The following is a 22,555-nucleotide window of genomic DNA, read 5'->3' on the forward strand; positions in this document are numbered from 1 at the left end:
GTGTAGGCACGTGAGCATCACTGTCAGGACGTTGTCCGTCGATGCTTACGCAGATCCTAGCCAGCGAAGGAATCCGCCGTTGTTGAGCGTTCGTCACGCGACCATCGCTGATCTCGACACGCTGGTGCCGCTGTTCGAGGCTTATCGCCAATTCTACGAGCAGCCCTCCGATCCGGTGGGTGCTCGATCATTTTTGCGTGATCGCTTCGAACATCAGCAATCCATTGTTCTGCTTGCGTTTGTCGAAAACGAAGCGGTTGGATTTGCGCAGCTATTCCCGTCCTTCTCGTCCGTCAGGCTGGCGCGTACGTTCATTCTCAATGACTTGTTTGTCACGGCCGGTGCGCGTCGCACCGGTGCGGGGCGAGCGTTGCTGGATGCGGCGTGCGACTATGGCCGTGATATCGGGGCGGCGCGGCTTTCCCTTTCGACCGCAGTGACCAACGCCGCGGCTCAGTCCCTCTACGACCGCGCGGGCTGGGTGAGGGACTCCAAGTTTCAAGCCTATGCCATCGCGTTGACCTAGCGAACGCCGCGTCGTTCGATGCGAAGCGTCAAGCCGGGTACGTAGCGTCCGGGGTCGTTCCGGCTAGTGACTCCGTTCGCGGAGTCGGCGCGCGACTTCCGTCGCGATCGTCTGCTCGATGTCCCCCTGCTGTTCGGGCGGCATCGCCTTGATGGCTTCCTCGGTCAGGTCCATCGCGTCGAGGACGTCGCGACGGGCGCGCTGGGCCGGGGTCAGCGAGGTTTCTTTCCGGAACGCGTCGCGCGCCCCGTTCAGCTTGGCGATGCTGTCGGCGAGGTCGGTCGTCGACGATCGCGCGCCGGCCTCCGTTTTCATCGTGCCGACACCGAGCGAGCTTTCCGGCTGCGCGGCGTCGGGTTGGTGCAGGCCGGTCAGCACGGCCGCGACACCGAATGCCGTGGCGGACGCTTCTGCCCGCACAGTGTTCTTCGGAGCGGTACGGAAACAGCCTGCCGCGAATAGCGCGCCGATGGTCGACATCGGAAACCTCCTTCGTGATCCTCGCGGGCAAGCTAGGCGAATATGGTTACCCGTTGCTGAAGCGGGCGCGGCGGCGACTTGCGGGGCGGCCGGCCAATGTCGATACAGCCGCGATGCCATCCGCCCGCGACCGATCCGTCCTGTTCTTCGATTCCGGAGTCGGTGGCCTGTCGGTGCTGGCGCCGGCCCGTGCGCTGCTGCCGGACATGCCGGTCGTTTATGTCGCCGACAGCGCGGGCTATCCCTATGGCACGAAGAGCGAGGCGGAGATCGCCGCGCGGGTGCCGGCGTTGCTGGGGCGGCTGGCCGAGCGCTATGATCCGCGGCTGATCGTCATCGCGTGCAACACCGCCTCGACGATCGCGCTGGCGGCGGTACGGGCGGCGCTCGACATCGGCGTGGTCGGCACGGTGCCGGCGATTAAGCCCGCCGCCGAAGCAAGCGTTACCCGTGTGATCGGCGTGCTGGGGACGCCGGCGACGGTGCGGCAGCCCTATGTCGACGACCTGACCGCGCGCTTCGCCGCCGACTGCACGGTGCTGCGCCACGGCAGCTCGGCGTTGGTCGATCTGGCGGAGGCGCATCTGGCGGGGGCGGCGCCCGATGCGGCGGCGTATCGCGACGTGCTGGCCGGGCTGTTCGATCAGCCGGGGGGCGAGCGGATCGATACGATCGTCAACGCCTGCACGCATTTCCCGCTGGTGGAGTCGGCGCTGGCCGCTGCCGCTCCGCGACCGGTACGCTTCGTCGACGGCGGGGCGGGGATCGCGCGGCGGATCGCGCATCTGACGGCGGGGCAGGACTGGCCCGACGTGCCGCCGCCGGGGCGTGCGGTGTTCACCCGGCTGGACGCGCAGGCCGATGCGCTACGTCCGGCGCTGGCACACTACGGCCTGTCGGTGGTCGAGGGGCTCTGAGGCTCGGGCTCCTGGAGACGGCGGACGATCGATTCGTAGCGGTCGGCGAGTTCCAGGTGGACCCGGCGCGCGATCGAGTCGGGAGCGGTCGCGGCGGCCGTGCGTTCGGCGGCCGCGCGGGTGCTGTAATAGAGCTGATGCGGATGCGGCTGCGTCATGGTCGGACACTCCGGCGGCTCGGCCACCTGCGACGATGGTCGAAGACGTCCATAACATTTATCAAATGACGAGTCTTTGATCGAAAGCATGTGCATTGCGCGTGGCCGAAGCGATCACCAGGATCGCCGCGACGGGCTGGAAATCGGCGGAGCTTCGCGGTAACGGGCGTCCATGAACGGGGACGTCACTCCTGCGCGCGTGGATTACACGCGCGTCTTCACCCAGGCGATCGACCGGCTGCACGCCGAAGGCCGGTATCGCGTCTTCATCGACATCTTGCGGAACAAGGGGCATTTCCCCAACGCGCGCTGCTTCGCTGGGCATAACGGGCCCAAGCCCATCACCGTGTGGTGCTCCAACGACTATCTGGCGATGGGCCAGCATCCCGCCGTCATCGCGGCGATGGAAGAGGCGCTGCACGACGTCGGCGCAGGGTCGGGTGGCACGCGCAACATCGGCGGCAACACGCATTACCACATCGACCTGGAGTGGGAGCTGGCCGACCTGCATGGCAAGGAAGGCGCGCTGCTGTTCACCAGCGGATATGTTTCGAACGAGGCGACGCTGGCGACGCTGGCCAAGGTGCTGCCGGGCTGCATCATCTATTCGGACGAGTTGAACCACGCATCGATGATCGCGGGCATCCGCAATTCGGGGTGCGAGAAGCGCGTGTGGCGGCACAACGACCTCGCCCATCTCAAGGAACTGTTGGCGGCCGACGATCCTTCGGCGCCCAAGCTGATCGCGTTCGAGAGCGTCTATTCGATGGACGGCGACGTCGCGCCGATCGCCGACATCTGCGATCTGGCCGATCGGTACAATGCACTGACCTATCTCGACGAAGTCCATGCGGTCGGCATGTACGGCCCGCGCGGTGGCGGTATTTCGGATCGCGACGACGTGGCGCGGCGGTTGACGATCGTCGAGGGGACGCTGGGCAAGGCGTTCGGCGTGATGGGCGGGTACATCGCGGCCGACCGCACGATCATCGACGTGATCCGCAGCTATGCGCCGGGCTTCATCTTCACCACCAGCCTGTCGCCGGTGCTGGTCGCGGGTGCGCTGGCCAGCGTGCGTCACCTGAAGGCGTCGAGCGTCGAGCGCGATGGTCAGCAGGCGGCGGCGGCGACGCTGAAGGCGCTGTTCGAGGATGCCGGGCTGCCGGTGATGGCGACCACCACGCACATCGTGCCGCTGATGGTGGGCGACCCGGTGAAGGCCAAGAAGATCAGTGATATCCTGCTCGCCGAATATGGCGTGTACGTGCAGCCGATCAATTACCCGACCGTGCCGCGCGGCACCGAGCGGCTGCGCTTCACCCCCGGCCCGGCGCACGACGAGGCGATGATGCGCGACCTGACGCAGGCGCTGGTCGAGATCTGGGGCCGGCTGGAATTGCGGATGGCCGCTTGAGGGGTTCGCACTGAGCGTCGTAGAAGGGCTTGTACGTCCTCCTTCGACTTCGCTCAGCACGAACGGTGTTAGAGCGCCATCTCAAACGGCCTTCGCCACAGCTCGCGCGACTTCGGCATGGATCGCATGCGCCGCCTTCGGCGTACCGGTAGCACCGGTCAGGTAGCAGGTGACGAGGATCGGTCGGCGCGCGGGTGTCGGCCAGATCGCCGAGATGTCGTTGTACGTGCCGTTCTCGCCCGTACCGGTCTTGTCGCCGACGCGCCAGCCGCGCGGGAGGCCAGCACGGAGGCGGGTGGCGCCGGTGGTGTTGGCGACCAGCCAGCCGGTCAGGCGCGCCCTTGATTGAGGGGAGAGGGCGGGGCCGAACAGGGTCGCCTGCATCGTCGCCAGCATCGCGTCGGGCGTGGTCGTATCGCGTGCGTCGCCATGGATTGCGGTGTTGAGCGCGGGCTCCGGTCGGTCGAGGCGGGTGGCGGTGTCGCCGAGCGAGCGGACGAAGGCGTTGAAGCCGTCGATCCCGCCGATCATCGGTAGCAATAGATTGGCGGCGGCGTTGTCGCTCAACGTCGTCGTCGCGGCACAGAGTTCGGCGACGGTCATCGTGCCACCGATCCGCGCGGCGACCCCTGGCGAATTGGCGACGAGCATGTTGCGGTTGATCCGCACCGTCCGATCGAGCCGCAACCGACCGGCGTCCACCGCCGCCAATACCGCCGCAGCCAAAGGAAATTTGAAGGTGCTGCACATCGCGAACCGCTCGCCGCCGCGGTGGGCGTAGCGGCGCCCGGTTGCCGAATCGGCCACCGACACGCCCAGCCGCCCGCCCGAGCGCCGCTCCGCCGCGGTGATCGCGTCGGCTAGCGAATAGCTGAAATCCGCCGTTGCTGCTGCGACCGCGAGGTCGGGCAAGAGCATCGCTGCCGCCACGCCGCCGCCCAGGGTCTTCAACATCGTCCGTCGTTCCATGTCCGCCTCCTTGCTTGCGCGTGCAGGGTGCGGGGTAGCGGGCAGGGGAACAATCGATCATATCTCGCACGAGCCACTAGAAAAATCGGGGTCTTGGATGGATCGTGCGCAACTGCCACTGAACGCCCTGCGCGCTTTCGAAGCGTCGGCGCGGCACCTGAGCTTCACCCGTGCGGGGCTGGAACTGTGCGTCGGACAGGCGGCGGTCAGCCATCAGGTCAACCGGCTGGAGGCGCTGCTAGGCGTCACGCTGTTCCGGCGGTTGCCGCGCGGGCTGGCGCTGACCGACGAGGGGGCGGCGCTGGTGCCGGTGCTGGTTGACGGGTTCGACCGGATGGCGGCGGTGCTCGAACGCTATCAGGGCGGGCGGATGTGCGAGCCGCTCGCGCTGGCGGTCGTCGGTACGTTCGCGACGGGCTGGCTGCTGCCGCGCCTGTCGGACTTCGCCACGGCACATCCGTTCGTCGACGTGCGGCTGCGCACCAACAACAACCGTGTCGATCTGGCGGGGGAAGGGCTGGATTACGCGATCCGCTTCGGCGACGGCACGTGGCACGGGGCGGTAGCGGAACCACTGATGCCTGCACCACTGCTGCCGATGGCGACACCGGCGGTCGCCGCGCGGCTGGCGGCACCAGCCGACCTGATGCGCGAGACACTGCTGCGGTCCTATCGCGCCGACGAATGGCCGCGGTGGTTCGACGGCACCGACGTTCCGACGCCGCCGCTGCGCGGACCGATGTTCGATTCGTCGGTGACGATGGCGGTCGCCGCGATGGCCGGCGCGGGGATCGCGCTGCTGCCGGCAGCGATGTTTAGAGAGGCGCTGTCGTCGGGCGCGCTGGTCGCGCCGTTCGAGCGCGGGATCGATACCGGGCGCTACTGGCTGACCCGGTTGAAGACGCGACAGCCGAGCGCGGCGATGACGGCATTTCGTGACTGGCTGCTCGCTGCCGCCAGCTGAGCGGTCAGTCCAGCCGGATCGTTTCGTCGGTTCCCGGCACCGGCAGCGGCGCGCCGAAGGCCACGACCTCCTCCTGACGATAGTCGCCGTCGACCGGGCCGGTGAAGCGGTGGACGCGCCGCGCGTTCACATCGACGACCCAATATTCCGGCACGCCCGCAGCCGCATAGGTCAGCCGCTTCGGGCCGAGATCCTCGCGCAACCATGTCTTCGATACCTCGGCGGTCAGCAGCAGCACGTCGCGGTCCGGAATGCCGGATATCATGCCGGGGTCACGAAACACCGCAATGTCCGGATCGCGCACCGTCGCTTCGCCGAGTCGGACCGTCAGTTCCTGCCCCACGATGAAGCCGTTGATCCCCTCCCCGAATATCGCGTGCAGCTTGAGAAACAGTTGCCGCTGGATCGAGAAGTGGGAGTAACTGGCGGAAGTCTTTCGGACGATCACTCCGTCGACCAATTCGACCTTACCCGGCAACTGTTCCAGCGCGGGAGCCATCGCCATGAACTCCTCGACGCTGAAGCGCGCCGGGCGTTCGGCTTCGATCAGGTGGGCGGGATCGTTCATGACGGTAGACTATATCATCGAAGGCGTGGCGCGTCAGTTGCGACAATAGCCTTCGCCGGGCTTGACCGTCAGACAGTTCTTCTTGCCGGCCAGCCATTTCAGGCCCGTCGCGTCGCCGTCGGTCAGCACGGCGGTTCGAGCCTCACCACCGCGCATGAAGCGCAGGCCTTCGGCCGTGACGGACCCGTCGAACTTGCCCTTGTTGTCGAGGTCCCACTGCATGTCGAGCGTGACGCCGCCGCCGGGCTTCTTCGCGACGTTCAGGTACATGCCTTCCACCCCGATCCAGCGGCCGAGATAGGCGGCTTCGGTCGGTGCGGCGGGGCCGGTGTCGTCGTCTTCGGTGGCGTTAATCGGTGCGCCGGCCATCGTGCCCTCGTCGGCGGGCACCTCTTCCATCGCATTGCCGGGTTGCGGCTCGACGGCAGCGATCGCCGTGTTGTTCGCGTCGGTGGCCGGCTGGGCGCCACAGGCACCGAGCAGGCCGGCGGCGAGCAGGGGAAGAAGGGCGCGTGTCGTCATGGTCGTGGTCCCGATGCTGATCCGGATCAAAGAACCCGGCGCGGCAGCGGGCGTTCCGCCAGCCGCCGCGCTCGGACACTTTCGGGTTACGGCATCAGCACCGTGTCGATGACGTGAATGACGCCGTTCGACTGCATGACGTTCGCCGTCGTAATCATGGCGTGGCCGCCCTTGGCATCCTTGATGCCCCAGCCCTTGCCCATCTTCATGAAGCTGAGCGTGCCGCCGTTGACGGTGGCGTATGTCGCGGTGCCGCGATTGGCCTTGGCCTTCGCCTCGATATCCTTGGCGGTGATGCGGCCCGGCACGACGTGATAGGTCAGGATCGACGTCAGCATCGCCTTGTTCTCAGGCTTCACCAGCGTGTCGACGGTGCCGGCGGGCAGCTTCGCGAAGGCGGCGTTGGTCGGTGCGAAGACGGTGAAGGGGCCGGGGCCCGACAGCGTCTCGACGAGGCCGGCCGCCTTGACCGCCGCGACCAGTGTCGTGTGATCCTTCGAATTCACGGCATTTTCGACGATATTCTTCGTCGGGTACATGGCGGCGCCGCCAACCATCGGGTTCTTTTGTGCGGCGAACGTCGGTGCGGCGACGAGCGCGGTGCCGATCAGCACGGCGCGAAGGAAGTGCTTGGTCATGTTGAAACTCTCCTGATCCGACCCCCGTCGCTCGATTACATATACGTCCTGCAAAGGCCGATGGATGCACCGCGTGGCTGGCAATCGGCGACCGTCCGCGTTAGAGGGCGCGCGTCCCGCCGGACTCACCGATCACGAAAGGCCGTCGCCGCCACCATGCGCATCGCCATCGCCGCGGATCACGCCGCCTTCGCCCTGAAGCAGCAGCTTGCCCAGTGGCTGCGCGAGGGCGGACACGACGTGCTCGATCTCGGTCCCGACAGCGATGCGCGCGTGGATTATCCCGATTTCGGCTACAAGCTGGCGCGCGCGGTTCGCGACGGCGAGGCCGAGCGCGGCGTGGCGCTGTGCGGATCGGGCATCGGCATCTCGATCGCGGTGAACCGCGAGCCCGCTTGCCGCTGCGCGCTGGTGAGCGAGCCGCTGTCCGCCGCACTCGCCCGCCGGCATAACGACGCGAACGTGCTGGCGCTGGGCGCGCGGCTGACCGGCGTCGACATGGCGCAGGCGTGCGTCACCGCGTTCCTGACCACCGATTTCGAAGGCGACCGACACACCGGGCGCGTCGCCAAACTCAGCACTCCCGACCTTGGAGACACCGCATGAGCACCAATCCGATCGCAGCCAATGACGTCCAGCCGGACGGTTTCTTCACCCGTGGTCTGGCCGATGCCGACCCCGCGGTCTTCACCGGGGTCGAGCATGAGCTGACCCGCGAGCAGACGCAGATCGAGCTGATCGCGTCCGAGAATATCGTGTCGAAGGCGGTGCTGGAGGCGCAGGGCTCGGTCTTCACGAACAAGTACGCCGAAGGCTATCCCGGCAAGCGCTATTATCAGGGCTGCCACCCGTCGGACGAGGTCGAGACGCTGGCGATCGATCGCGCGAAGCAGTTGTTCGACTGCGGCTACGTCAACGTGCAGCCGCATTCGGGCGCGCAGGCGAACGGCGCGGTGATGCTGGCGCTGACGAAGCCGGGCGATACGATCTTGGGCCTCAGCCTCGATGCCGGGGGGCATCTGACCCACGGTGCACGCGCGGCGATGAGCGGCAAGTGGTTCAACGCGGTGCAATATGGCGTGCTGCCCGACACGCATTTGATCGATTACGACCAGGTCGAGGCATTGGCGATCGAGCACAAGCCGACGCTCATCATCACCGGCGGTTCGGCCTATCCGCGTGTCATCGATTTCGAACGCTTCCGCGCGATCGCCGACAAGGTGGGTGCGAAGCTGATGGTCGACATGGCGCATTTCGCCGGCATCGTCGCAGGCGGGCTGCACCCCTCGCCGCTGCCGTTCGCCGATGTCGTGACGACGACCACGCACAAGACGCTGCGCGGGCCGCGCGGCGGCATGGTGCTGACCAACGATGAGGCCATCGCCAAGAAGATCAACTCGGCGGTGTTCCCGGGGCTGCAGGGCGGTCCGCTGATGCACGTCATCGCCGCCAAGGCGGTCGCGTTCGGCGAGGCGCTGCAGCCCGAGTTCAAGGGCTATATCAAGGCGGTGGTCGAGAACGCCAAGGTGCTGGCCGCGACGCTGAAGGAGCGTGGCGCCGATCTGGTGTCGGCCGGCACCGATACGCATCTGGCGCTCGTCGACCTGACCCCGCTGGGCGTCACCGGGCGCGACGCCGACGAGGCGCTGGAGCGCGCCGGCATCACCTGCAACAAGAACGGCATCCCGAACGATCCGCTGCCCCCGGTCAAGACCAGCGGTATCCGCGTCGGGTCGCCCGCCGGCACGACCCGCGGCTTCGGCACGGCGGAGTTCCGCGAGATCGGCAACATGGTCGCCGACGTGCTCGACGGGCTGCGCCAGAAGGGCGAGGGCGGGGATGCTGCGGTGGAGGCTGAGGTCAACACGCGCGTTCGTGCGTTGTGCGCGCGGTTCCCCATCTACCAAGGATAAGAAAGATGTCGAAGCTCGACGAAGTGCAGACCGAAATCAAGACCACGCCGGGTCTGGGCAAGAGCATGGCGAAATGGGGCGCGCTGGGCGCCGTCGTGGCCATTCCGGTGCCGTTCGTCGGCCCGATCATCGGTGCGCTCGCCGGGGCGGGCTATGCCTATGCGAAGCGCAACAAGTAACCGCGGATGCGCTGCCCCTTCTGTGCCCATGAAGACAGCCAGGTAAAGGATAGCCGCCCCACCGAAGACGGGGCGGCCATCCGCCGCCGCCGCCAGTGCGAAGCCTGCGGCGCGCGGTTCACCACGTTCGAACGCATCCAGCTGCGTGAACTCACCGTCCTGAAATCCGAGATCAGCCCGGGCAATTTCCGCCGCGAGCCGTTCGAGCGCGACAAGCTGATCCGCTCCGTTTCCGTCGCGTGCCGCAAGCGGCCGATCGACGGCGGGCGGATCGAACAGCTGGTGTCGGGTATCCAGCGCCAGCTGGAAACGAGCGGTGAGGCTGAGGTTCCCTCTGCCCGGATCGGCGCGCTGGTGATGGATGCGCTGAAGGGGCTGGATTCGGTGGCGTACATCCGGTTTGCTAGCGTTTACAAGGACTTCACCGAGGCGCGAGACTTCGAGGAGTTTGCGGGGAGTGTGGAGGAGGTTGGTCGGGGGTAGCTTGCCGCTGCGCGATGTGCGCGTCAGTCTCTTTCCCAACCGTTCGTCTCGAGTAGCCTTCGAGCTTGTCGAGAAGGCGTATCGAGAGATACTCCGGCCCGATGAGCTTCTGGACCTACATCTTACGTTGTGCCGACGGTAAATATTACACTGGCCACACGGACAATCTCGAACAGCGTGTCGCGCAGCATCAGTCTGGCGAGGTTCCGGGATGGACCTCCATGCGGCGGCCGGTCGAACTGATGTGGTCTGAGGTTTTCGAGCGTCGGGAAGATGCCATCGCCGCCGAGCAACAGCTCGGCAACTGGTCGCGTGCGAAGAAGGAAGCCTTGTTTCGCGGCGATTGGCAGCGCGTGTCGGCGGCGGCACGCAAACCGGTTTCTCGATACGCCGTCTCGACAAGCTCGACGGCTACTCGAAACGAACGGAGTGGAGATGGGGATCTGGCAGAGCGAACCCCACCCCCCGTCATCGTCCTCGTCCGCCCGCAACTCGGCGAGAACATTGGCAAGGCCGCGCGCGCCATGCTCAACTTCGGGCTCGTCGAGATGCGCCTCGTCGCACCGCGCGATGGCTGGCCCAACCCGTCCGCCGGGCCGGCGGCGTCGGGGGCGGATGTCGTGCTGGCGCAGGCGAAACTCTACGACAGCGTCGCCGACGCGGTGGCCGACTGCGCGCATGTCTATGCGACAACGGTGCGCAAGCGGGACGTGACCAAGCCGGTGGTGACGCCGGAGGAAGCCGCGCGCGCCGTTCATGCCGGGCCGGGGCGGTCGGCGATCCTGTTCGGGCCCGAGCGGTCAGGGCTAGAGACCGACGATGTCGCGCTCGCCCGCACGATCCTGACCGTGCCGATCAACCCCGAGTTCGGCTCGCTCAACCTGGCGCAGGCGGTGATCCTGGTCGCGTACGAATGGTCGAAGCACGTCGGCCTCGCCAGCCCGCCCAGCGTCGATATGCCCACGCCCGCGCCGCAGGACGAGTGGGAGGGCATGTTCGGCCAGCTCGACACGATGCTGGAAGCGACCGGCTTCTACTATCCGCCACACCGCGTGCCGGTGACCAAGCGGACGCTGCGCACGCTGCTGACCAAGCCCGGCTGGTCGAGCCAGGAGGTGCGCACCGTGCGCGGCGTGCTGTCGGCGCTGGCGGGGAAGAAACGGCCGCGTTAAAGGCGCGGTTGCGGCTCGAGCCGCGACATCACATCTCAGGACCGCAACCATATGATCGCCGCACTGCTCATGATTGCCACTGCCCAGACTGCCGCACCGGCGACGCCGCCTGCCACGGCACCGGCGGTCGAGGAAAAGCAGATCTGTCGGCGGGTCGGGAGCACCGTGTCGCGCATCGGCGGCAAGCGGATCTGCCGGACGAAGGCCGAGTGGGATTCGCTGGCGCCTTCGTCGGCGGACGATGCGAAGCTGCGCGGCGCTTCGGTTCCACGCTGATCCGGCATGTCGGCTTGACCTGAGCCGACGGCTTCTCTAGACGCGCCGCTTCGCAATGGCCCCGCATCCCGGTGAAGCGGTGGCCCGTTCGCGCGTCCGTCAGGGCGTCGTTCGGCAAGACCGGGGATAACGTCAAACGATTGCAAGGATAATTCATGTCGAAGCGCCATAGCGCCAAGTACAAGATCGATCGCCGTCTCGGCGAAAACATCTGGGGCCGCCCTAAGAGCCCGGTCAACAAGCGTGAGTACGGCCCCGGCCAGCACGGCCAGCGCCGCAAGGGCAAGGTCAGCGACTTCGGTATCCAGCTGCGCGCCAAGCAGAAGCTGAAGGGCTATTACGGCGACGTCACCGAGAAGCAGTTCCGCGCCTGCTACACCGAGGCCGCCCGTATGAAGGGCGACACCGGCCAGAACCTGATCGGTCTGCTGGAGCAGCGTCTGGACATGATCGTCTATCGCGCCAAGTTCGCGCCGACGATCTTCGCCGCGCGCCAGCTGGTCAGCCACGGCCACGTCCGTGTCGACGGCGTGAAGTGCAACGTCGCATCGCGCCGCGTCTTCGCCGGCCAAGAAATCACGCTGGGCAGCAAGGCGCAGGAAATGGCGCTGGTGATGGAAGCGCAGGGCCTGAGCGAGCGCGAGATCCCCGAATATGTCGCTCCCGACGGTAGCGCGAAGGTGACCTTCACCCGCGTGCCGACACTGGACGAGGTGCCCTATCCGGTGAAGATGGAGCCGAATCTGGTCGTGGAATTCTATTCGCGTTAACGCGAATGGAAGGAGCGGAGGTTCGGCTCGGCCGGCCTCGCTCCAGCTAGCAGCGACACAGCCTGTCCTGAGCGACTGCCGCAGGCAGTCCGTCGAAGGGTGGCTTTGCCGCGGCGCCATCCGACCGAAACGAACAAAGGGCGGTCCCTCGCGGGGCTGCCCTTTCTCGTTGTCACCCTGCCTGCGCGAATCTAAACCGTCCCCCATGACGTTGCCTCCCCCTCCCGAATGGGTGCCGCATGATGCGGTTTGGATCGGTTTTCCTTCGCATCCCGAATTGTGGGTCGAGGATCTGGAACATGCGCGGGAGGAAGTTGCCGCCTTCGCCCGTGCGGTACATGCCAATGGCCGAGGCGAGACGGTGATTCTGGTCGCCGCGGATGGCGAGGCGGCGGAGGCCGCGCGGGCGGCGGCGCCGTTTGCCGAGGTGGTAGTGCAGCCGTTCGGCGACATCTGGCTGCGCGATACCGCCGCGATCCTGACCGGCGACGGCAGCGCGCGGGACTTCGGCTTCAACGGGTGGGGCGGGAAATACGACCTGCCGGGGGACGACACGGTCGGCGCGCGGCTGGCGGCGGAACGCGGGATCGCGACGCGGCGGTGCGACTGGGTGCTGGAGGGCGGCGCGATCGATGGCGACGGCACCGGGCTGGTCGTGACGACCGAGCAGTGCCTGCTGAACCACAACCGCAATCCGTCGCTGGGACGCGAGGAGATCACGGACCTGCTGGGGGCCGACCTGGGGCTGGACCGGGTGCTGTGGCTGGGCGACGGGCTGCTCAACGATCATACCGACGGGCATGTCGACAATCTGGCGCGCTTCGTCGGGCCGAACCGGCTGGCGATCCCGCAGGCGACCGAGAACGACCCGAACTGGCGGGTGTATCAGGACGCCGCCGCGCGGGCGGAGGCGTTCGGGGTCGAGGTGGTGCGCATACCGTCGCCCGGTCGCGTGCTGAACGACGACGAGGAGATCGTGCCGGCGAGCTACATGAATTTCTACATCGGCAACGCCGCCGTCGTCGTGCCGGTCTATGGCCAGCCCGAGGACGAGGCGGCGGTCGCGGCGATCGGCGCGCTGTTCCCGGACCGGACGGCCGTGGGCCTGCGCGCCGACGCGATCCTGACCGGCGGCGGCAGCTTCCACTGCATCAGTCAGCAGATCCCGCGCTGACATGGCGAAGGCGGATCGGCTGGAGCGGCTGGACGACCGGCGGGTCGAGTTGGAGACCGAATATCGCGACGCGTTGATCGCGGCGTTGCGGGTGACGGCGGGCGGCAAGTTCGGGCTGTTCGGCCAGACCAAGGATTACGCCGCGCGGGCGGCGCATGCGCCGCTGTTCGTGCAGCTGGAGGAAACCGCGGCGGAGATCGACGTGATCCGCGCGCGCTTCGGGATGGAGGCGTTCGCGCTCCATCCCGAATTCCTCGCCGCGCGGGGGCCGGCGGGGCCGAACGGGTTGGGGGAGCCGAAGCTGGCGTTGCAGTGGCTGCAGAAGCTGGGCGCTGAGCCGGCCTAAGCGCTCGCCGTCCGCACGATCGCCGCCGCGCCGGCGAGGACGGCGGCATCCTCGACGAAGCCGGTCGGCGTCTGGCCGTGGCGCTCCATCGCCGCCATGCGGGTGCGCCAGCCGGGGTAGGAGGCGACGACCGCCGTCACTCCGCCTACCGCCGCGCCGAGCCAACGCTGCCGCCGCGGCACGAGCGCGGCGCCCGCGATCGCCGAGGTGACGAAGCGCGCGGCGAGGCCGATGGGGACGATGCGATCGGGCGCGGTCTTCTGCTTGTCGCCGGCCATTTCACCGACGGCGAGCGCCAGCGCCCCGGCAGCGGCCAGTGGATGCGCGAGCAGGGCGGGGGCGCCATTGTCGTCGGCCAGCTCGCCGCGCGCGGCGGCGATCGACACGGCGGCAAGCGGCGTCATCGCGCGCTGTCCGCCGACCAGGCCGATAAGGAAGGGTGCGAGCATGACGTGTCTCCTGCGATGGTCCGCCACACAACCCGCGAGGCCCAGCGTCGGGTGCATTGGCGTCGCGTGCGGGGATCGCTACATGGCGCGTCATGACCGAAATCACCGTCGCCGCGCTGCAACTCGGCTTCTCCGCCGATATCGATGCGAACATCGCCAACGTCACGCGCCTTGTGCGCGAAGCCGCGGCGCAGGGGGCGCAGGTGATCCTGCCGCCCGAATTGTTCGAGGGCGAGTATTTCTGCCGGGTCGAGGACGAGGGGCTGTTCGCCAACGCGAAGCCCACCGCCGAGCACAAGGCGGTGCGCGCGATGCAGGCGCTGGCCGCGGAATTGCGCGTGCATATTCCGACCAGCTTCTTCGAGGCGGACGGGCCGCATCATTACAACAGTCTGGCGATGATCGGGCCCGACGGCGCGGTGGCCGGCGTCTATCGCAAGAGCCATATCCCCGACGGACCGGGGTACGAGGAGAAATTCTATTTCCGCCCCGGCAACACCGGCTTCAAGGTGTGGGACGGGCCGGAGGAGGCGCGGCGCGCGAAGTTGGGCGTCGGTATCTGCTGGGACCAATGGTATCCCGAAACCGCACGCGCGATGATGCTGATGGGGGCGGAGGTGCTGTTCTATCCGACCGCGATCGGCAGCGAGCCGCACGACACGTCGCTCGACACCGCGCGGCTGTGGCGGCGGGCGATGGTGGGGCATGCGGTGTCGAACGTGGTGCCGATCGTCGCCGCCAACCGCGTCGGCGTCGAGCACGGCCAGACCTTTTACGGCACCAGCTTCATCGCCGACGAGCGCGGGGACATTCTGGCCGAACTGGACCGGGAGCAGGAGGGCGTGATCGTCGCGACGATCGACCTCGACCGCGTCAAGCGCCACCGCGCGGCCTTCGGCTTCTTCCGCGACCGTCGTCCCGAGCTTTACGGGCGGCTGGTCGAGGATATCTGAGCGGATCGGAATCGAACCACTTCCGTTCGCCCTGAGCGAAGTCGAATGGCATTTCTCTGCAAGGTGCTTCGACTTCGCTCAGCACGAACGGGGGGCGACCTAGCCGATCAGATAGGCCCAGGTCTGCAACACGACGGTGGTGATGCCGAGCATGGACGCCAGCAGGATGTCGGACGATTGGGCGAGCGATCTGCGCATTGCCATTCCCCTTGCGAATTGCCGGAGACGACAACGTGATCGACGTTCAAGCGTTCCCGGCGGGCGCCGAACCGAGCTGCAGCGCGCGGACGATCACGGCGTCGAACATGTCCGGCGTCAGCCGTCCGGTGTTCTGGTTGTAGCGCGAGGGGTGATAGCTATCGATCAGGATACGCCCGTCGGGCACGCGATGTTCGGCCAGATGCGCGAAGCGGCATTTGGGCAGCTTGCCGCCGATCGCCTTGACCGCCGACTGGTGCGCGACCTGACCCAGCGCGACGACGACGCGCAGGCCCGGGAGCGAATCGAGCTGGCCATCGAGGAAGCGGCGGCAGGTGCGCGTTTCCTCCGGCGTCGGCTTGTTGGCGGGCGGCAGGCAGCGGACGGCGTTGACGATCAGGACGCCGTGCAGGCGCAGCTCGTCGTCGGGCTCGCCGGTGTAGCCGCCGCTCGCAAGGCCGTGCGCGGCGAGCGTATCGAACAGCAGCGCGCCCGATCCGTCGCCGGTGAAGACCCGGCCCGTGCGATTGGCGCCCATCCGGCCCGGCGCCAGCCCGACGATCGCCAGCCACGGGTCGGGGTCGCCGAACGCGGGCACCGGCGCGTTCCACCAGTCCGGGTGCTCGCTGCGCAACGCATCGCGATGCGCGACCAGGCGGGGGCAGAGCGGGCAGTCGCGGGGCGGTTCGATGGGGAGCATCGGCGCGGCTTAGGGCGGATCGGCGGTGGTGCAAATGTGGTGTGGCATAGACCCGTATCGCAGCAACGTTCGTGCTCCCGCGGAGGCGGGAGCCCAGGGCCGCTAGCGCTGCGCTCCGTAACTCTGGGCTCCCGCCTGCGCGGGAGCACGGTGGAATGTCTTCGATGACAGCAACCTACCTCATCGCCGTCGGTTCGAACCGGCGGGGCCGGCATGGCGCGCCGGCGGCGGAGGTGGCGGCGGCGATCGCGCTGCTGGGCGGGCGGGCGTCGGCGATCGTCGGCAGTGCGCCGCTGGGACCGTCGCTGCGGCGCTATGCCAATGCCGCGGTGCTGATCGAAAGCGACGAGACGCCGCCCGCGCTGCTCGTGCGACTGAAGGCGATCGAGCGTGACTTCGGACGGCGACGCGGGCGGCGATGGGGCAGTCGGGTGATCGACCTCGACATCATCCTGTGGTCGGGCGGGGCGTGGCAATCGCCTGGGCTGACCGTGCCGCATGTCGCGTTTCGCGACCGGGACTTCGTCCTTGGGCCGCTCGTGGAACTTGCGCCCGGCTGGCGCGATCCACTGACCGCACTGACGATTCGGCAGTTGCGTGCCCGGTTGACCGCCCGGCGCACACTGCCTAACCGCGCTGTTCCATGGTGAGGGTCCGTAGCTCAGTTGGTAGAGCAAGCGACTTTTAATCGAGAGGTCCCGGGTTCGAGCCCCGGCGGACCCACCATGCCCGACGAGGAGGCGCATGCCCCCGGCGTCCGGCGACCGCCGGGCCTGTTGTGGGCGGCGGCGCTTGGCGCGGTCGGGATCATCCTGTTGCTGATTATCGGGCCGCTGGTCGATGGACACGGGCCGCTCGGCTTCGACCGGGCGATCATGGCGGAGATGCGTCAGGCGGGCGACCCGGCCAGCCCGACCGGGCCGTCTTGGCTGCGGCCGATGATGGTCGACATCACCGCGCTGGGCGGCGCGACCGTGCTGACGCTCGTCACGATCGCCGCGATCGTCCTGCTGGCGACACGACGGCTGTGGCTGACGGCGGCGTTGGTCGCGGCGGCGACGATCAGCGGATCATGGGCGGTGACGCAGGTGAAGCTGTACGTCGGCCGCCCGCGCCCGGATGCCGCGGGGCGGCTGATCGACGTGTCGGGGCTGAGTTTCCCGAGCGGCCATGCCGCCAACAGCGCTATCGTCTATCTGACCATCGCCGCGCTTGCGACGCAGATCCTGCACGGTCGGGCGACGCGCAATGCGGTGCTGATCGGCGCGGTCCTGCTGGTCGGCGCGATCGGGACGAGCCGGGTGTATCTGGGTGTCCACTGGCCGAGCGACGTGCTGGCCGGGTGGAGCTTCGGCACGCTGTGGGCCGGGGCGTGGTGGCTGGGGGCGGCGCGGGTGCGGCCCGGTTTCGCTACCCGCGTTCCGCCAGCTTTCGTTCCCAGTTCAGCGCGTCGCTGACGATCCCGTCGAGGTCCGCGTGCTGCGGGCGCCACGGCAGCGCGGCGAGGATCGCGTTGTTGTCGGCGATCAGTCGCGCCGGATCGCCCGCGCGACGCCCCTCGATCACCCGATCGATCGTCATGTTCGTGACGCGATCGACCGCATCGAGCACTTCGAGCACCGAAAAGCCCTTGCCATAGCCGGCGTTCAAAATGTGGCTGTCGCCGGGCTTGGCGATCAGCAATTCGAGCGCGTGGACATGCGCGGCGGCGAGATCGCTGACGTGGATGTAATCGCGCACGCCGGTGCCGTCGGGCGTGTCGAAATCGGTGCCGAAGACGCCGACCGAGGCGCGCTTGCTCAGCGCCGCCTCGACCGCGACCTTGATGAGGTGGGTCGCACCCGCGGTCGACTGGCCGCTGCGCCCCTGCGGGTCGGCGCCGGCGACGTTGAAGTAGCGGAGCGCCGCGAAGTTGATCGGATGCGCCGCCGCGACGTCGCGCAGCATCGCCTCGGTCATCAGCTTCGACGTGCCATAGGGGTTGATCGGCACGGTCGGGTCGGTTTCGACCACCGGCACCTTCTCGGGACTGCCATAGGTCGCGGCGGTCGAGGAGAATATGAAGTGGCGCACGCCGCCCGCCACCGCGGTCTCGATCAGGGTGCGCGAGGCGGCGGTGTTGTTGCGATAGTATTTGAGCGGGTCGCTGACCGATTCCGGCACCACGACGGACCCGGCGAAGTGCAGGATCGCGCGGACGTCGTGCGCGGAGATCACGCCGGCGACTTGCGGATCCTCCACCGCCATCGGCACGAAGGCGGCACGGGCGTCGACCGCCCAGTCGAACCCGGTGACGAGGTTGTCGATCACGACGACGCGGTAGCCCGCGTCCAGTAGCGCGAGCACGGCGTGGCTACCGATATAGCCGGCGCCCCCGGTTACCATCACCGATCCGTCCATTATCGCATCCCCCGAGCGTTGTTGCGGCCTGTCCCAAACCCTATCTGGTAAACGTAAGCAAGGAGTTGGCTGACCGATGGCGACGGCAATTTTCGCAGGCGGGTGTTTCTGGTGCACCGAAGCCGTGTTCAAGGACGTGATCGGCGTGACGAGCGTCGAGAGCGGATATATCGGCGGTCACCTGCCGAACCCGACCTACAAGCAGGTCTGCGGCGGCGACACCGGCCATGCTGAGGCGATCCGCATCGGCTTCGACGAGGCGCAGGTCAGCTATGACGACATGCTCGACATCTTTTTCGCGACGCACGATCCGACGCAGCTGAACCGGCAGGGCAACGATGTCGGCACGCAATATCGCTCCGCCATCTTCCCGCTCGACGCCGACCAGCGTGCGGCGGCGGAGGCGGCGATCCTGCGCAACGCCGGCACCTGGCCCGCGCCGATCGTGACTACGATCGAGCCGCTCGACACCTGGTATCCGGCGGAGGACTATCATCAGGAATATTGGGCGGGCGAGGGGCAGCGGAATCCCTATTGCCTCGCGGTGATCCCGCCCAAGTTGCAGAAGCTGCGCAAGAGCTTCGCGGCACGGTCTAAGACGGCGGCTTAGACGGCAAAAAGCAACGTTCGTGCTGAGCGAAGTCGAAGCACCTGGTGCGCGGACCCTTCGACGTCGCTCAGGGCGAACGGGTGCCGTGCGCCGCGCGGCGGAGGCGGTCGTTGATCGCGGCGCCGATACCGGCGTGCGGGATCGGGGCGATGGCGATGCTCGCTGCCGGGCTGGCGTCGGCGCGGTGCAGGGCGGCGAAGAGGTTGGCGGCGGCTTCGGTGAGGTCGCCGGTGGCGGACAGGGTGTCGTCACCGGGGATGGCGCCGAAGCCGATGAGCCATTCGTTGTCGTGTGCTGCGATAGCGTCGAGGCGCAATGGCTTGGTCGGCGAATAGTGTGAGGCGAGTTGGCCGGGGGAGGTGATGTTCGCCGGCGAAGGCCGGGGCACGGTGACGGAGGGGCTCGCTACTGGACCCCGGCCTTCGCCGGGGAACAGGTTGTCTTTCGTGATCGGCCCAAGCCGCAGCACGTCACGCCCCCGCACGATCGTCGACTCCAGCCCCGCGGTCGTCGGCCCGTCGTCGATCACCAGCGCGATGCGCCCGTCGAGCGTCGCCAGCACATGATCGGCGCGGGTGGGGCTGATGCGGTTGCTGGCGTTGGCCGAGGGCGCCGCGAGTGGCCTGCCGCACGCCGCCAGCAGCGCTTGCATCGCGCGGTGCGCCGGCACGCGGATCGCGACCGTGTCCAGCCCCGCCGTCACCAGCGGCGATACCGCGCCCGCCCGCACCGGCAGCACGATCGTCAGCGGCCCCGGCCAGAACCGCGCCGCCAGCGCGCGGGCGGCGTCGTCGAACAGCGCGATGCGCTCTGCCGCCGCGAGATCGGGGACATGCACGATCAGCGGATTGAAGCTCGGCCGGCCCTTCGCCGCATAGATGCCCGCCACCGCCGCCGAATCGGTCGCGTCGGCGGCGAGGCCGTAGACCGTCTCGGTCGGCACCGCGACGCACCCGCCGGCCGCGATCACGCGCGCCGCCGCGTCGATGGCCGCAGTGCCGTAGGGTAAGGTCAGGGTCGCGATTGCGCTCACTTTTGCGCGGCTATAGGCCCGCCCGCAGAGATACAAGCGAGAGGACCATCTATGACCTTCACCGCGCCCGTCGCCGAGCAGCGCTTCGTGCTCGAACACGTCGCCGCCATCGCCGGACTGGGGGTGGAGGACGACATCCTCGACGCGGTGCTGGAGGGGGCCGGCGACTTCGCGGCGGGCGAATGGGCGCCGCTCGACCGGATCGGCGACACCGCCGGGCCGACATGGAGCGAGACGGGCGTGACGATGCCGCAGGGCTTCGTCGCCGCGTACAAGGCTTATGTCGCGGGCGGCTGGGGCACGATCGGCAGCCCGGAGGCGTTCGGCGGACAGGGGCTGCCCTTCGTCCTGTCGGCGGCGGTGCTGGAGACGCTGGGCGCGGCGAACATGGGCTTCGCGCTGGCGCCGACGCTGACGGTCGGCGCGATCGAGGCGCTGCTGCACCACGGATCGCCCGAGCAGCAGGCGCTCTACCTGCCCAAGCTGTCGACGGGCGAATGGACCGGCACGATGAACCTGACCGAATCGCAGGCCGGCAGCGATGTCGGCGCGCTGCGCAGTCGCGCGACGCCGCGTGGGGACGGGACGTTTTCGATCCAGGGTACGAAGATCTTCATCTCGTTCGGCGACCACGACATGGCCGACAACATCGTCCACCTCGTCCTTGCGCGCACGCCCGATGCGCCGGCGGGGACGAAGGGGCTGAGTCTGTTCCTCGTGCCCAAGTACCGGCTGGATGCGGACGGCAATCCGGGCGAGCCGAACGACGTGCGCGTCGTGTCGATCGAGCACAAGATGGGGCTGCATGCCTCGCCGACCTGCGTGCTGTCGTTCGGCGACAATGGCGGCTGCGTGGGCGAGCTGATCGGTCCCGAATTCGGCGGCATTCGCGCGATGTTCACGATGATGAACAATGCGCGGCTGAACGTCGGCCTGCAGGGCGTGCAGGTCGCCGAGGCGGCGACGCAGCGCGCGATCCGCTACGCCCGCGACCGGGTGCAGAGCCCGCGTGCCACCGCGCCCGGTGCCGGGTCGGTCGCGATCGTCGAGCATCCCGATGTCCGCCGCATGCTGCTGCGCATGAAGGCGCAGACGATGGCCGCACGCGCGCTGGTCTATCTCGCCTGCGGGCAGGTCGATCGCGACGGTGCGGGCGACGCGGGGGCGAAGGCGATGCTCGACCTGCTCACCCCGCTCGCCAAGGCGCACGGCACCGATCTCGGCAACGAGGTCGCCTCGCTCGGCATCCAGGTGCACGGCGGCATGGGCTATATCGAGGAGACCGGCGCCGCCCAGCATTTCCGCGATGCGCGCATCACCCCGATCTACGAGGGCACCAACGGCATCCAGGCGGCCGATCTGGTCGGGCGCAAGCTGGGGTTGGAGGGCGGCGCGGTGTTCGCCCGCCTGATCGCCGACATGCGCGCGGAGGCGGAGCATGCCGAGCTCCGCGCATTGATCGACGCCTGCGAGGGGATCGGCGCGACGCTGGCGCAGTCCGCGCCCGACGACCGGCTGGCGGCGAGCTATCCCTTCCTGACGATGCTGTCGGTCGCGGTGTGCGGCTGGCAGATGGAACGCATGGGCCGCATCGCCGCCGCCGGCGACACGCCGTTCCTGAAGCTGAAGGCGACGGCGTGCCGTTTCTACGTCGAGCAGGTCGTGCCCGAGGCGCTGGGCCTGAAGGCGGCGGCGAGCGCGAGTGCGGAGGTGTTGTACGCGGTGGAAGCGGATGTGCTGGCGGCGTGAGGCGTTAGAACGAGTAGGAGGACATTATCATCAGGCCGCTTTGTGATGTCTTCAGGTAGCGGATGTCGGTGTCGGCTGCCGGAAGCTTCGCGTTACGCGCAATCCCCTCGCCCAATACCTGTGCGTTGAGGTCGTACATCACTCCGATGCCGATGTTGAAACTGTCGTTCGACGTCGCCGTAGCCTTCTCCAGACCGGTATGCTTGCGCTTCAGTCCGAGCATCAGGCCGCCGCCAATCGCATCGATGACGTTGTCGGTGCCGGGTTGCAGCGCAATGAATGGGCCAAAGCCCCATTGCTTTTCCGTCTTGCCGTTATTCAGCCCGAAGATCAGGTCGCCCTCGGGCGTGAAGAAATAGTGAGATTCCAGCACGATGCGTGCGCGAAGATTCTCCTGTTCGGTCACTCTGACAACGCGATCGCTGTCGAGGATAGCCTTCTTGATGCGGTCCTTATTGCCAAGATCGTAGGTGAAGGCGAAGCCGATGCCAAAGTCGATGCCGCCGAATTTCTGGGTCGGAGCGTCGAGGTCCGCCAGTGCCTGTTGCGTGCCCGCCTTGGCCCCGGCTTGCGCGGCATCCGCGACATCGGTGGTCGATGCGCCTGCTAGTGGCTTGGCCACGACGGCCGGGGGTGTCGGCGTCGGTGTCGGTGTGCCGGAAGCGGTCTTCTGCTTCAGTACAGCGATTTCGGAATTGAGCGCATCCAGCCTCTTCAGGTCCGCCAGTTCGGCTTCCGCCGCCTTTATCCTGGCCTTTATATCGTCCTCAAAAGCAGCCGCCGGAGCGCTGAGCATAATCGCCAACACAGGCGTAGCCAATAAAGCAAACTTGCGCATGATTCCGTCCCCCGACAGTCACACTTGCCCCCAAGTGTTCGCTGGAAGACTATATCGTTGCGGCATCAGCGCAAGTCGTTCTATCCGTAACGGAGTAGACGTTCAAAAACCTCTAGTTTCGAGCAACCTTGCCGCCCTTCTTGGCAAGTTCCGCCT

29 protein-coding genes and 1 tRNA gene are annotated in these 22,555 nt (G+C 67.6%); 19 read left to right on the forward strand and 11 right to left on the reverse strand.

Annotated elements, in window-relative coordinates:
* Window positions 1-10: 10 nt before the first annotated feature.
* Entirely contained in the window at window positions 11-526 is a 516-nt protein-coding gene (locus ACX40P_RS10855) for a GNAT family N-acetyltransferase (protein ID WP_459126357.1), read from the forward strand.
* A gap of 63 nt (window positions 527-589) precedes the next feature.
* Here the strand turns inward: ACX40P_RS10855 and ACX40P_RS10860 are convergent, their stop codons facing one another.
* Window positions 590-1,006, reverse strand: coding sequence for a hypothetical protein (locus ACX40P_RS10860; RefSeq protein WP_459126358.1), 417 nt, complete (start codon window positions 1,004-1,006; stop codon window positions 590-592).
* Window positions 1,007-1,119: 113 nt separating this feature from the next.
* Here ACX40P_RS10860 and murI point away from each other — a divergent pair, with 113 nt between their 5' ends.
* The gene (gene murI / locus ACX40P_RS10865) at window positions 1,120-1,923 is read left to right on the forward strand and encodes a glutamate racemase (protein ID WP_459126652.1); all 804 of its coding nucleotides are present in this window, start codon (window positions 1,120-1,122) and stop codon (window positions 1,921-1,923) included.
* On the opposite strand, the gene ACX40P_RS10870 is transcribed toward murI, so the two are convergent.
* A complete protein-coding gene (locus ACX40P_RS10870) occupies window positions 1,893-2,081 on the reverse strand; it encodes a hypothetical protein (RefSeq protein ID WP_459126359.1) in 189 nt (62 codons plus the stop codon). The genes murI and ACX40P_RS10870 overlap by 31 nt on opposite strands.
* A 172-nt stretch (window positions 2,082-2,253) precedes the next feature.
* Between ACX40P_RS10870 and hemA the strand changes: the two genes are divergently transcribed.
* Window positions 2,254-3,495 (forward strand): 5-aminolevulinate synthase, encoded by a 1,242-nt coding sequence (hemA, locus tag ACX40P_RS10875; protein ID WP_459126360.1) that lies wholly within the window; start codon window positions 2,254-2,256, stop codon window positions 3,493-3,495.
* An 81-nt stretch (window positions 3,496-3,576) separates the two neighbouring features.
* Here hemA and bla read toward each other — a convergent pair whose 3' ends face one another.
* Window positions 3,577-4,449, reverse strand: coding sequence for a class A beta-lactamase (gene bla / locus ACX40P_RS10880; RefSeq protein ID WP_459126361.1), 873 nt, complete (start codon window positions 4,447-4,449; stop codon window positions 3,577-3,579).
* 112 nt (window positions 4,450-4,561) lie between these two features.
* Between bla and ACX40P_RS10885 the strand changes: the two genes are divergently transcribed.
* Window positions 4,562-5,428: a LysR substrate-binding domain-containing protein gene (locus ACX40P_RS10885; protein ID WP_459126362.1), complete on the forward strand. Its 867-nt coding sequence runs from the start codon at window positions 4,562-4,564 to the stop codon at window positions 5,426-5,428.
* A 4-nt stretch (window positions 5,429-5,432) separates the two neighbouring features.
* On the opposite strand, the gene ACX40P_RS10890 is transcribed toward ACX40P_RS10885, so the two are convergent.
* Genes ACX40P_RS10890 through ACX40P_RS10900 form a run of 3 tightly spaced genes read right to left on the reverse strand, consistent with a single transcriptional unit; the run spans window position 5,433 to window position 7,156 of the window.
* A complete protein-coding gene (locus tag ACX40P_RS10890) occupies window positions 5,433-5,996 on the reverse strand; it encodes a Uma2 family endonuclease (protein ID WP_459126363.1) in 564 nt (187 codons plus the stop codon).
* Between the two features lie 33 nt (window positions 5,997-6,029).
* Window positions 6,030-6,548 carry a hypothetical protein gene (locus ACX40P_RS10895; RefSeq protein WP_459126364.1) on the reverse strand — a complete coding sequence of 173 codons (519 nt, stop codon included), beginning with the start codon at window positions 6,546-6,548 and terminating at the stop codon, window positions 6,030-6,032.
* A gap of 56 nt (window positions 6,549-6,604) precedes the next feature.
* Window positions 6,605-7,156: a fasciclin domain-containing protein gene (locus ACX40P_RS10900; RefSeq protein ID WP_459126365.1), complete on the reverse strand. Its 552-nt coding sequence runs from the start codon at window positions 7,154-7,156 to the stop codon at window positions 6,605-6,607.
* Between the two features lie 156 nt (window positions 7,157-7,312).
* Between ACX40P_RS10900 and rpiB the strand changes: the two genes are divergently transcribed.
* The 9 genes from rpiB (at window position 7,313) to ACX40P_RS10945 (ending at window position 13,469) form a co-directional block, all read left to right on the forward strand.
* Window positions 7,313-7,762, forward strand: a complete 450-nt coding sequence (gene rpiB, locus ACX40P_RS10905) for a ribose 5-phosphate isomerase B (protein ID WP_459126366.1) — start codon at window positions 7,313-7,315, stop codon at window positions 7,760-7,762.
* Window positions 7,759-9,069, forward strand: coding sequence for a serine hydroxymethyltransferase (gene glyA / locus ACX40P_RS10910; RefSeq protein ID WP_459126367.1), 1,311 nt, complete (start codon window positions 7,759-7,761; stop codon window positions 9,067-9,069). The genes rpiB and glyA overlap by 4 nt, the downstream gene beginning before the upstream one ends.
* 5 nt (window positions 9,070-9,074) lie before the next feature.
* Window positions 9,075-9,248, forward strand: coding sequence for a hypothetical protein (locus ACX40P_RS10915; protein WP_459126368.1), 174 nt, complete (start codon window positions 9,075-9,077; stop codon window positions 9,246-9,248).
* A gap of 6 nt (window positions 9,249-9,254) precedes the next feature.
* The gene (gene nrdR / locus ACX40P_RS10920; protein ID WP_459126369.1) at window positions 9,255-9,731 is read left to right on the forward strand and encodes a transcriptional regulator NrdR; all 477 of its coding nucleotides are present in this window, start codon (window positions 9,255-9,257) and stop codon (window positions 9,729-9,731) included.
* Between the two features lie 101 nt (window positions 9,732-9,832).
* Window positions 9,833-10,903, forward strand: coding sequence for a TrmH family RNA methyltransferase (locus tag ACX40P_RS10925; protein WP_459126370.1), 1,071 nt, complete (start codon window positions 9,833-9,835; stop codon window positions 10,901-10,903).
* A 51-nt stretch (window positions 10,904-10,954) separates the two neighbouring features.
* The gene (locus ACX40P_RS10930; protein WP_459126371.1) at window positions 10,955-11,179 is read left to right on the forward strand and encodes a hypothetical protein; all 225 of its coding nucleotides are present in this window, start codon (window positions 10,955-10,957) and stop codon (window positions 11,177-11,179) included.
* Between the two features lie 155 nt (window positions 11,180-11,334).
* Window positions 11,335-11,949: a 30S ribosomal protein S4 gene (gene rpsD / locus ACX40P_RS10935; RefSeq protein WP_459126372.1), complete on the forward strand. Its 615-nt coding sequence runs from the start codon at window positions 11,335-11,337 to the stop codon at window positions 11,947-11,949.
* A 205-nt stretch (window positions 11,950-12,154) separates the two neighbouring features.
* Window positions 12,155-13,123, forward strand: a complete 969-nt coding sequence (locus ACX40P_RS10940) for an agmatine deiminase family protein (RefSeq protein WP_459126373.1) — start codon at window positions 12,155-12,157, stop codon at window positions 13,121-13,123.
* 1 nt (window position 13,124) lies between these two features.
* Window positions 13,125-13,469, forward strand: a complete 345-nt coding sequence (locus ACX40P_RS10945) for a hypothetical protein (protein ID WP_459126374.1) — start codon at window positions 13,125-13,127, stop codon at window positions 13,467-13,469.
* Here ACX40P_RS10945 and ACX40P_RS10950 read toward each other — a convergent pair.
* Window positions 13,466-13,918 carry a DUF4126 domain-containing protein gene (locus ACX40P_RS10950; protein WP_459126375.1) on the reverse strand — a complete coding sequence of 151 codons (453 nt, stop codon included), beginning with the start codon at window positions 13,916-13,918 and terminating at the stop codon, window positions 13,466-13,468. The genes ACX40P_RS10945 and ACX40P_RS10950 overlap by 4 nt on opposite strands.
* 92 nt (window positions 13,919-14,010) lie before the next feature.
* Here ACX40P_RS10950 and aguB point away from each other — a divergent pair, with 92 nt between their 5' ends.
* Window positions 14,011-14,871 carry an N-carbamoylputrescine amidase gene (gene aguB, locus ACX40P_RS10955; protein ID WP_459126376.1) on the forward strand — a complete coding sequence of 287 codons (861 nt, stop codon included), beginning with the start codon at window positions 14,011-14,013 and terminating at the stop codon, window positions 14,869-14,871.
* A 244-nt stretch (window positions 14,872-15,115) separates the two neighbouring features.
* Here the strand turns inward: aguB and ACX40P_RS10960 are convergent, their stop codons facing one another.
* Window positions 15,116-15,769: a uracil-DNA glycosylase gene (locus ACX40P_RS10960; protein WP_459126377.1), complete on the reverse strand. Its 654-nt coding sequence runs from the start codon at window positions 15,767-15,769 to the stop codon at window positions 15,116-15,118.
* Window positions 15,770-15,933: 164 nt separating this feature from the next.
* Here ACX40P_RS10960 and folK point away from each other — a divergent pair, with 164 nt between their 5' ends.
* The 3 genes from folK (at window position 15,934) to ACX40P_RS10975 (ending at window position 17,226) form a co-directional block, all read left to right on the forward strand.
* Complete coding sequence (folK, locus tag ACX40P_RS10965; RefSeq protein WP_459126378.1) at window positions 15,934-16,419, forward strand: 2-amino-4-hydroxy-6-hydroxymethyldihydropteridine diphosphokinase; 486 nt, start codon at window positions 15,934-15,936, stop codon at window positions 16,417-16,419.
* Window positions 16,420-16,495, forward strand: a tRNA-Lys gene (locus ACX40P_RS10970).
* Window positions 16,495-17,226 carry a phosphatase PAP2 family protein gene (locus ACX40P_RS10975; protein ID WP_459126379.1) on the forward strand — a complete coding sequence of 244 codons (732 nt, stop codon included), beginning with the start codon at window positions 16,495-16,497 and terminating at the stop codon, window positions 17,224-17,226. The genes ACX40P_RS10970 and ACX40P_RS10975 overlap by 1 nt, the downstream gene beginning before the upstream one ends.
* Here the strand turns inward: ACX40P_RS10975 and galE are convergent.
* Entirely contained in the window at window positions 17,180-18,154 is a 975-nt protein-coding gene (galE, locus tag ACX40P_RS10980) for a UDP-glucose 4-epimerase GalE (protein ID WP_459126380.1), read from the reverse strand. The two genes, ACX40P_RS10975 and galE, sit on opposite strands and share 47 nt — an antisense overlap.
* 91 nt (window positions 18,155-18,245) lie before the next feature.
* Here galE and msrA point away from each other — a divergent pair, with 91 nt between their 5' ends.
* Complete coding sequence (gene msrA / locus ACX40P_RS10985) at window positions 18,246-18,779, forward strand: peptide-methionine (S)-S-oxide reductase MsrA (protein WP_459126381.1); 534 nt, start codon at window positions 18,246-18,248, stop codon at window positions 18,777-18,779.
* 67 nt (window positions 18,780-18,846) lie between these two features.
* On the opposite strand, the gene ACX40P_RS10990 is transcribed toward msrA, so the two are convergent.
* Window positions 18,847-19,803 (reverse strand): L-threonylcarbamoyladenylate synthase, encoded by a 957-nt coding sequence (locus tag ACX40P_RS10990; protein ID WP_459126653.1) that lies wholly within the window; start codon window positions 19,801-19,803, stop codon window positions 18,847-18,849.
* A 60-nt stretch (window positions 19,804-19,863) separates the two neighbouring features.
* On the opposite strand from ACX40P_RS10990, the gene ACX40P_RS10995 reads away from it, so the two are divergent.
* Complete coding sequence (locus ACX40P_RS10995) at window positions 19,864-21,561, forward strand: acyl-CoA dehydrogenase (protein ID WP_459126382.1); 1,698 nt, start codon at window positions 19,864-19,866, stop codon at window positions 21,559-21,561.
* Between the two features lie 4 nt (window positions 21,562-21,565).
* On the opposite strand, the gene ACX40P_RS11000 is transcribed toward ACX40P_RS10995, so the two are convergent.
* Window positions 21,566-22,399 (reverse strand): hypothetical protein, encoded by an 834-nt coding sequence (locus ACX40P_RS11000; protein ID WP_459126383.1) that lies wholly within the window; start codon window positions 22,397-22,399, stop codon window positions 21,566-21,568.
* Window positions 22,400-22,555: the final 156 nt, after the last annotated feature.

The sequence above is a fragment of the Sphingomonas sp. RS2018 genome (assembly GCF_054489605.1).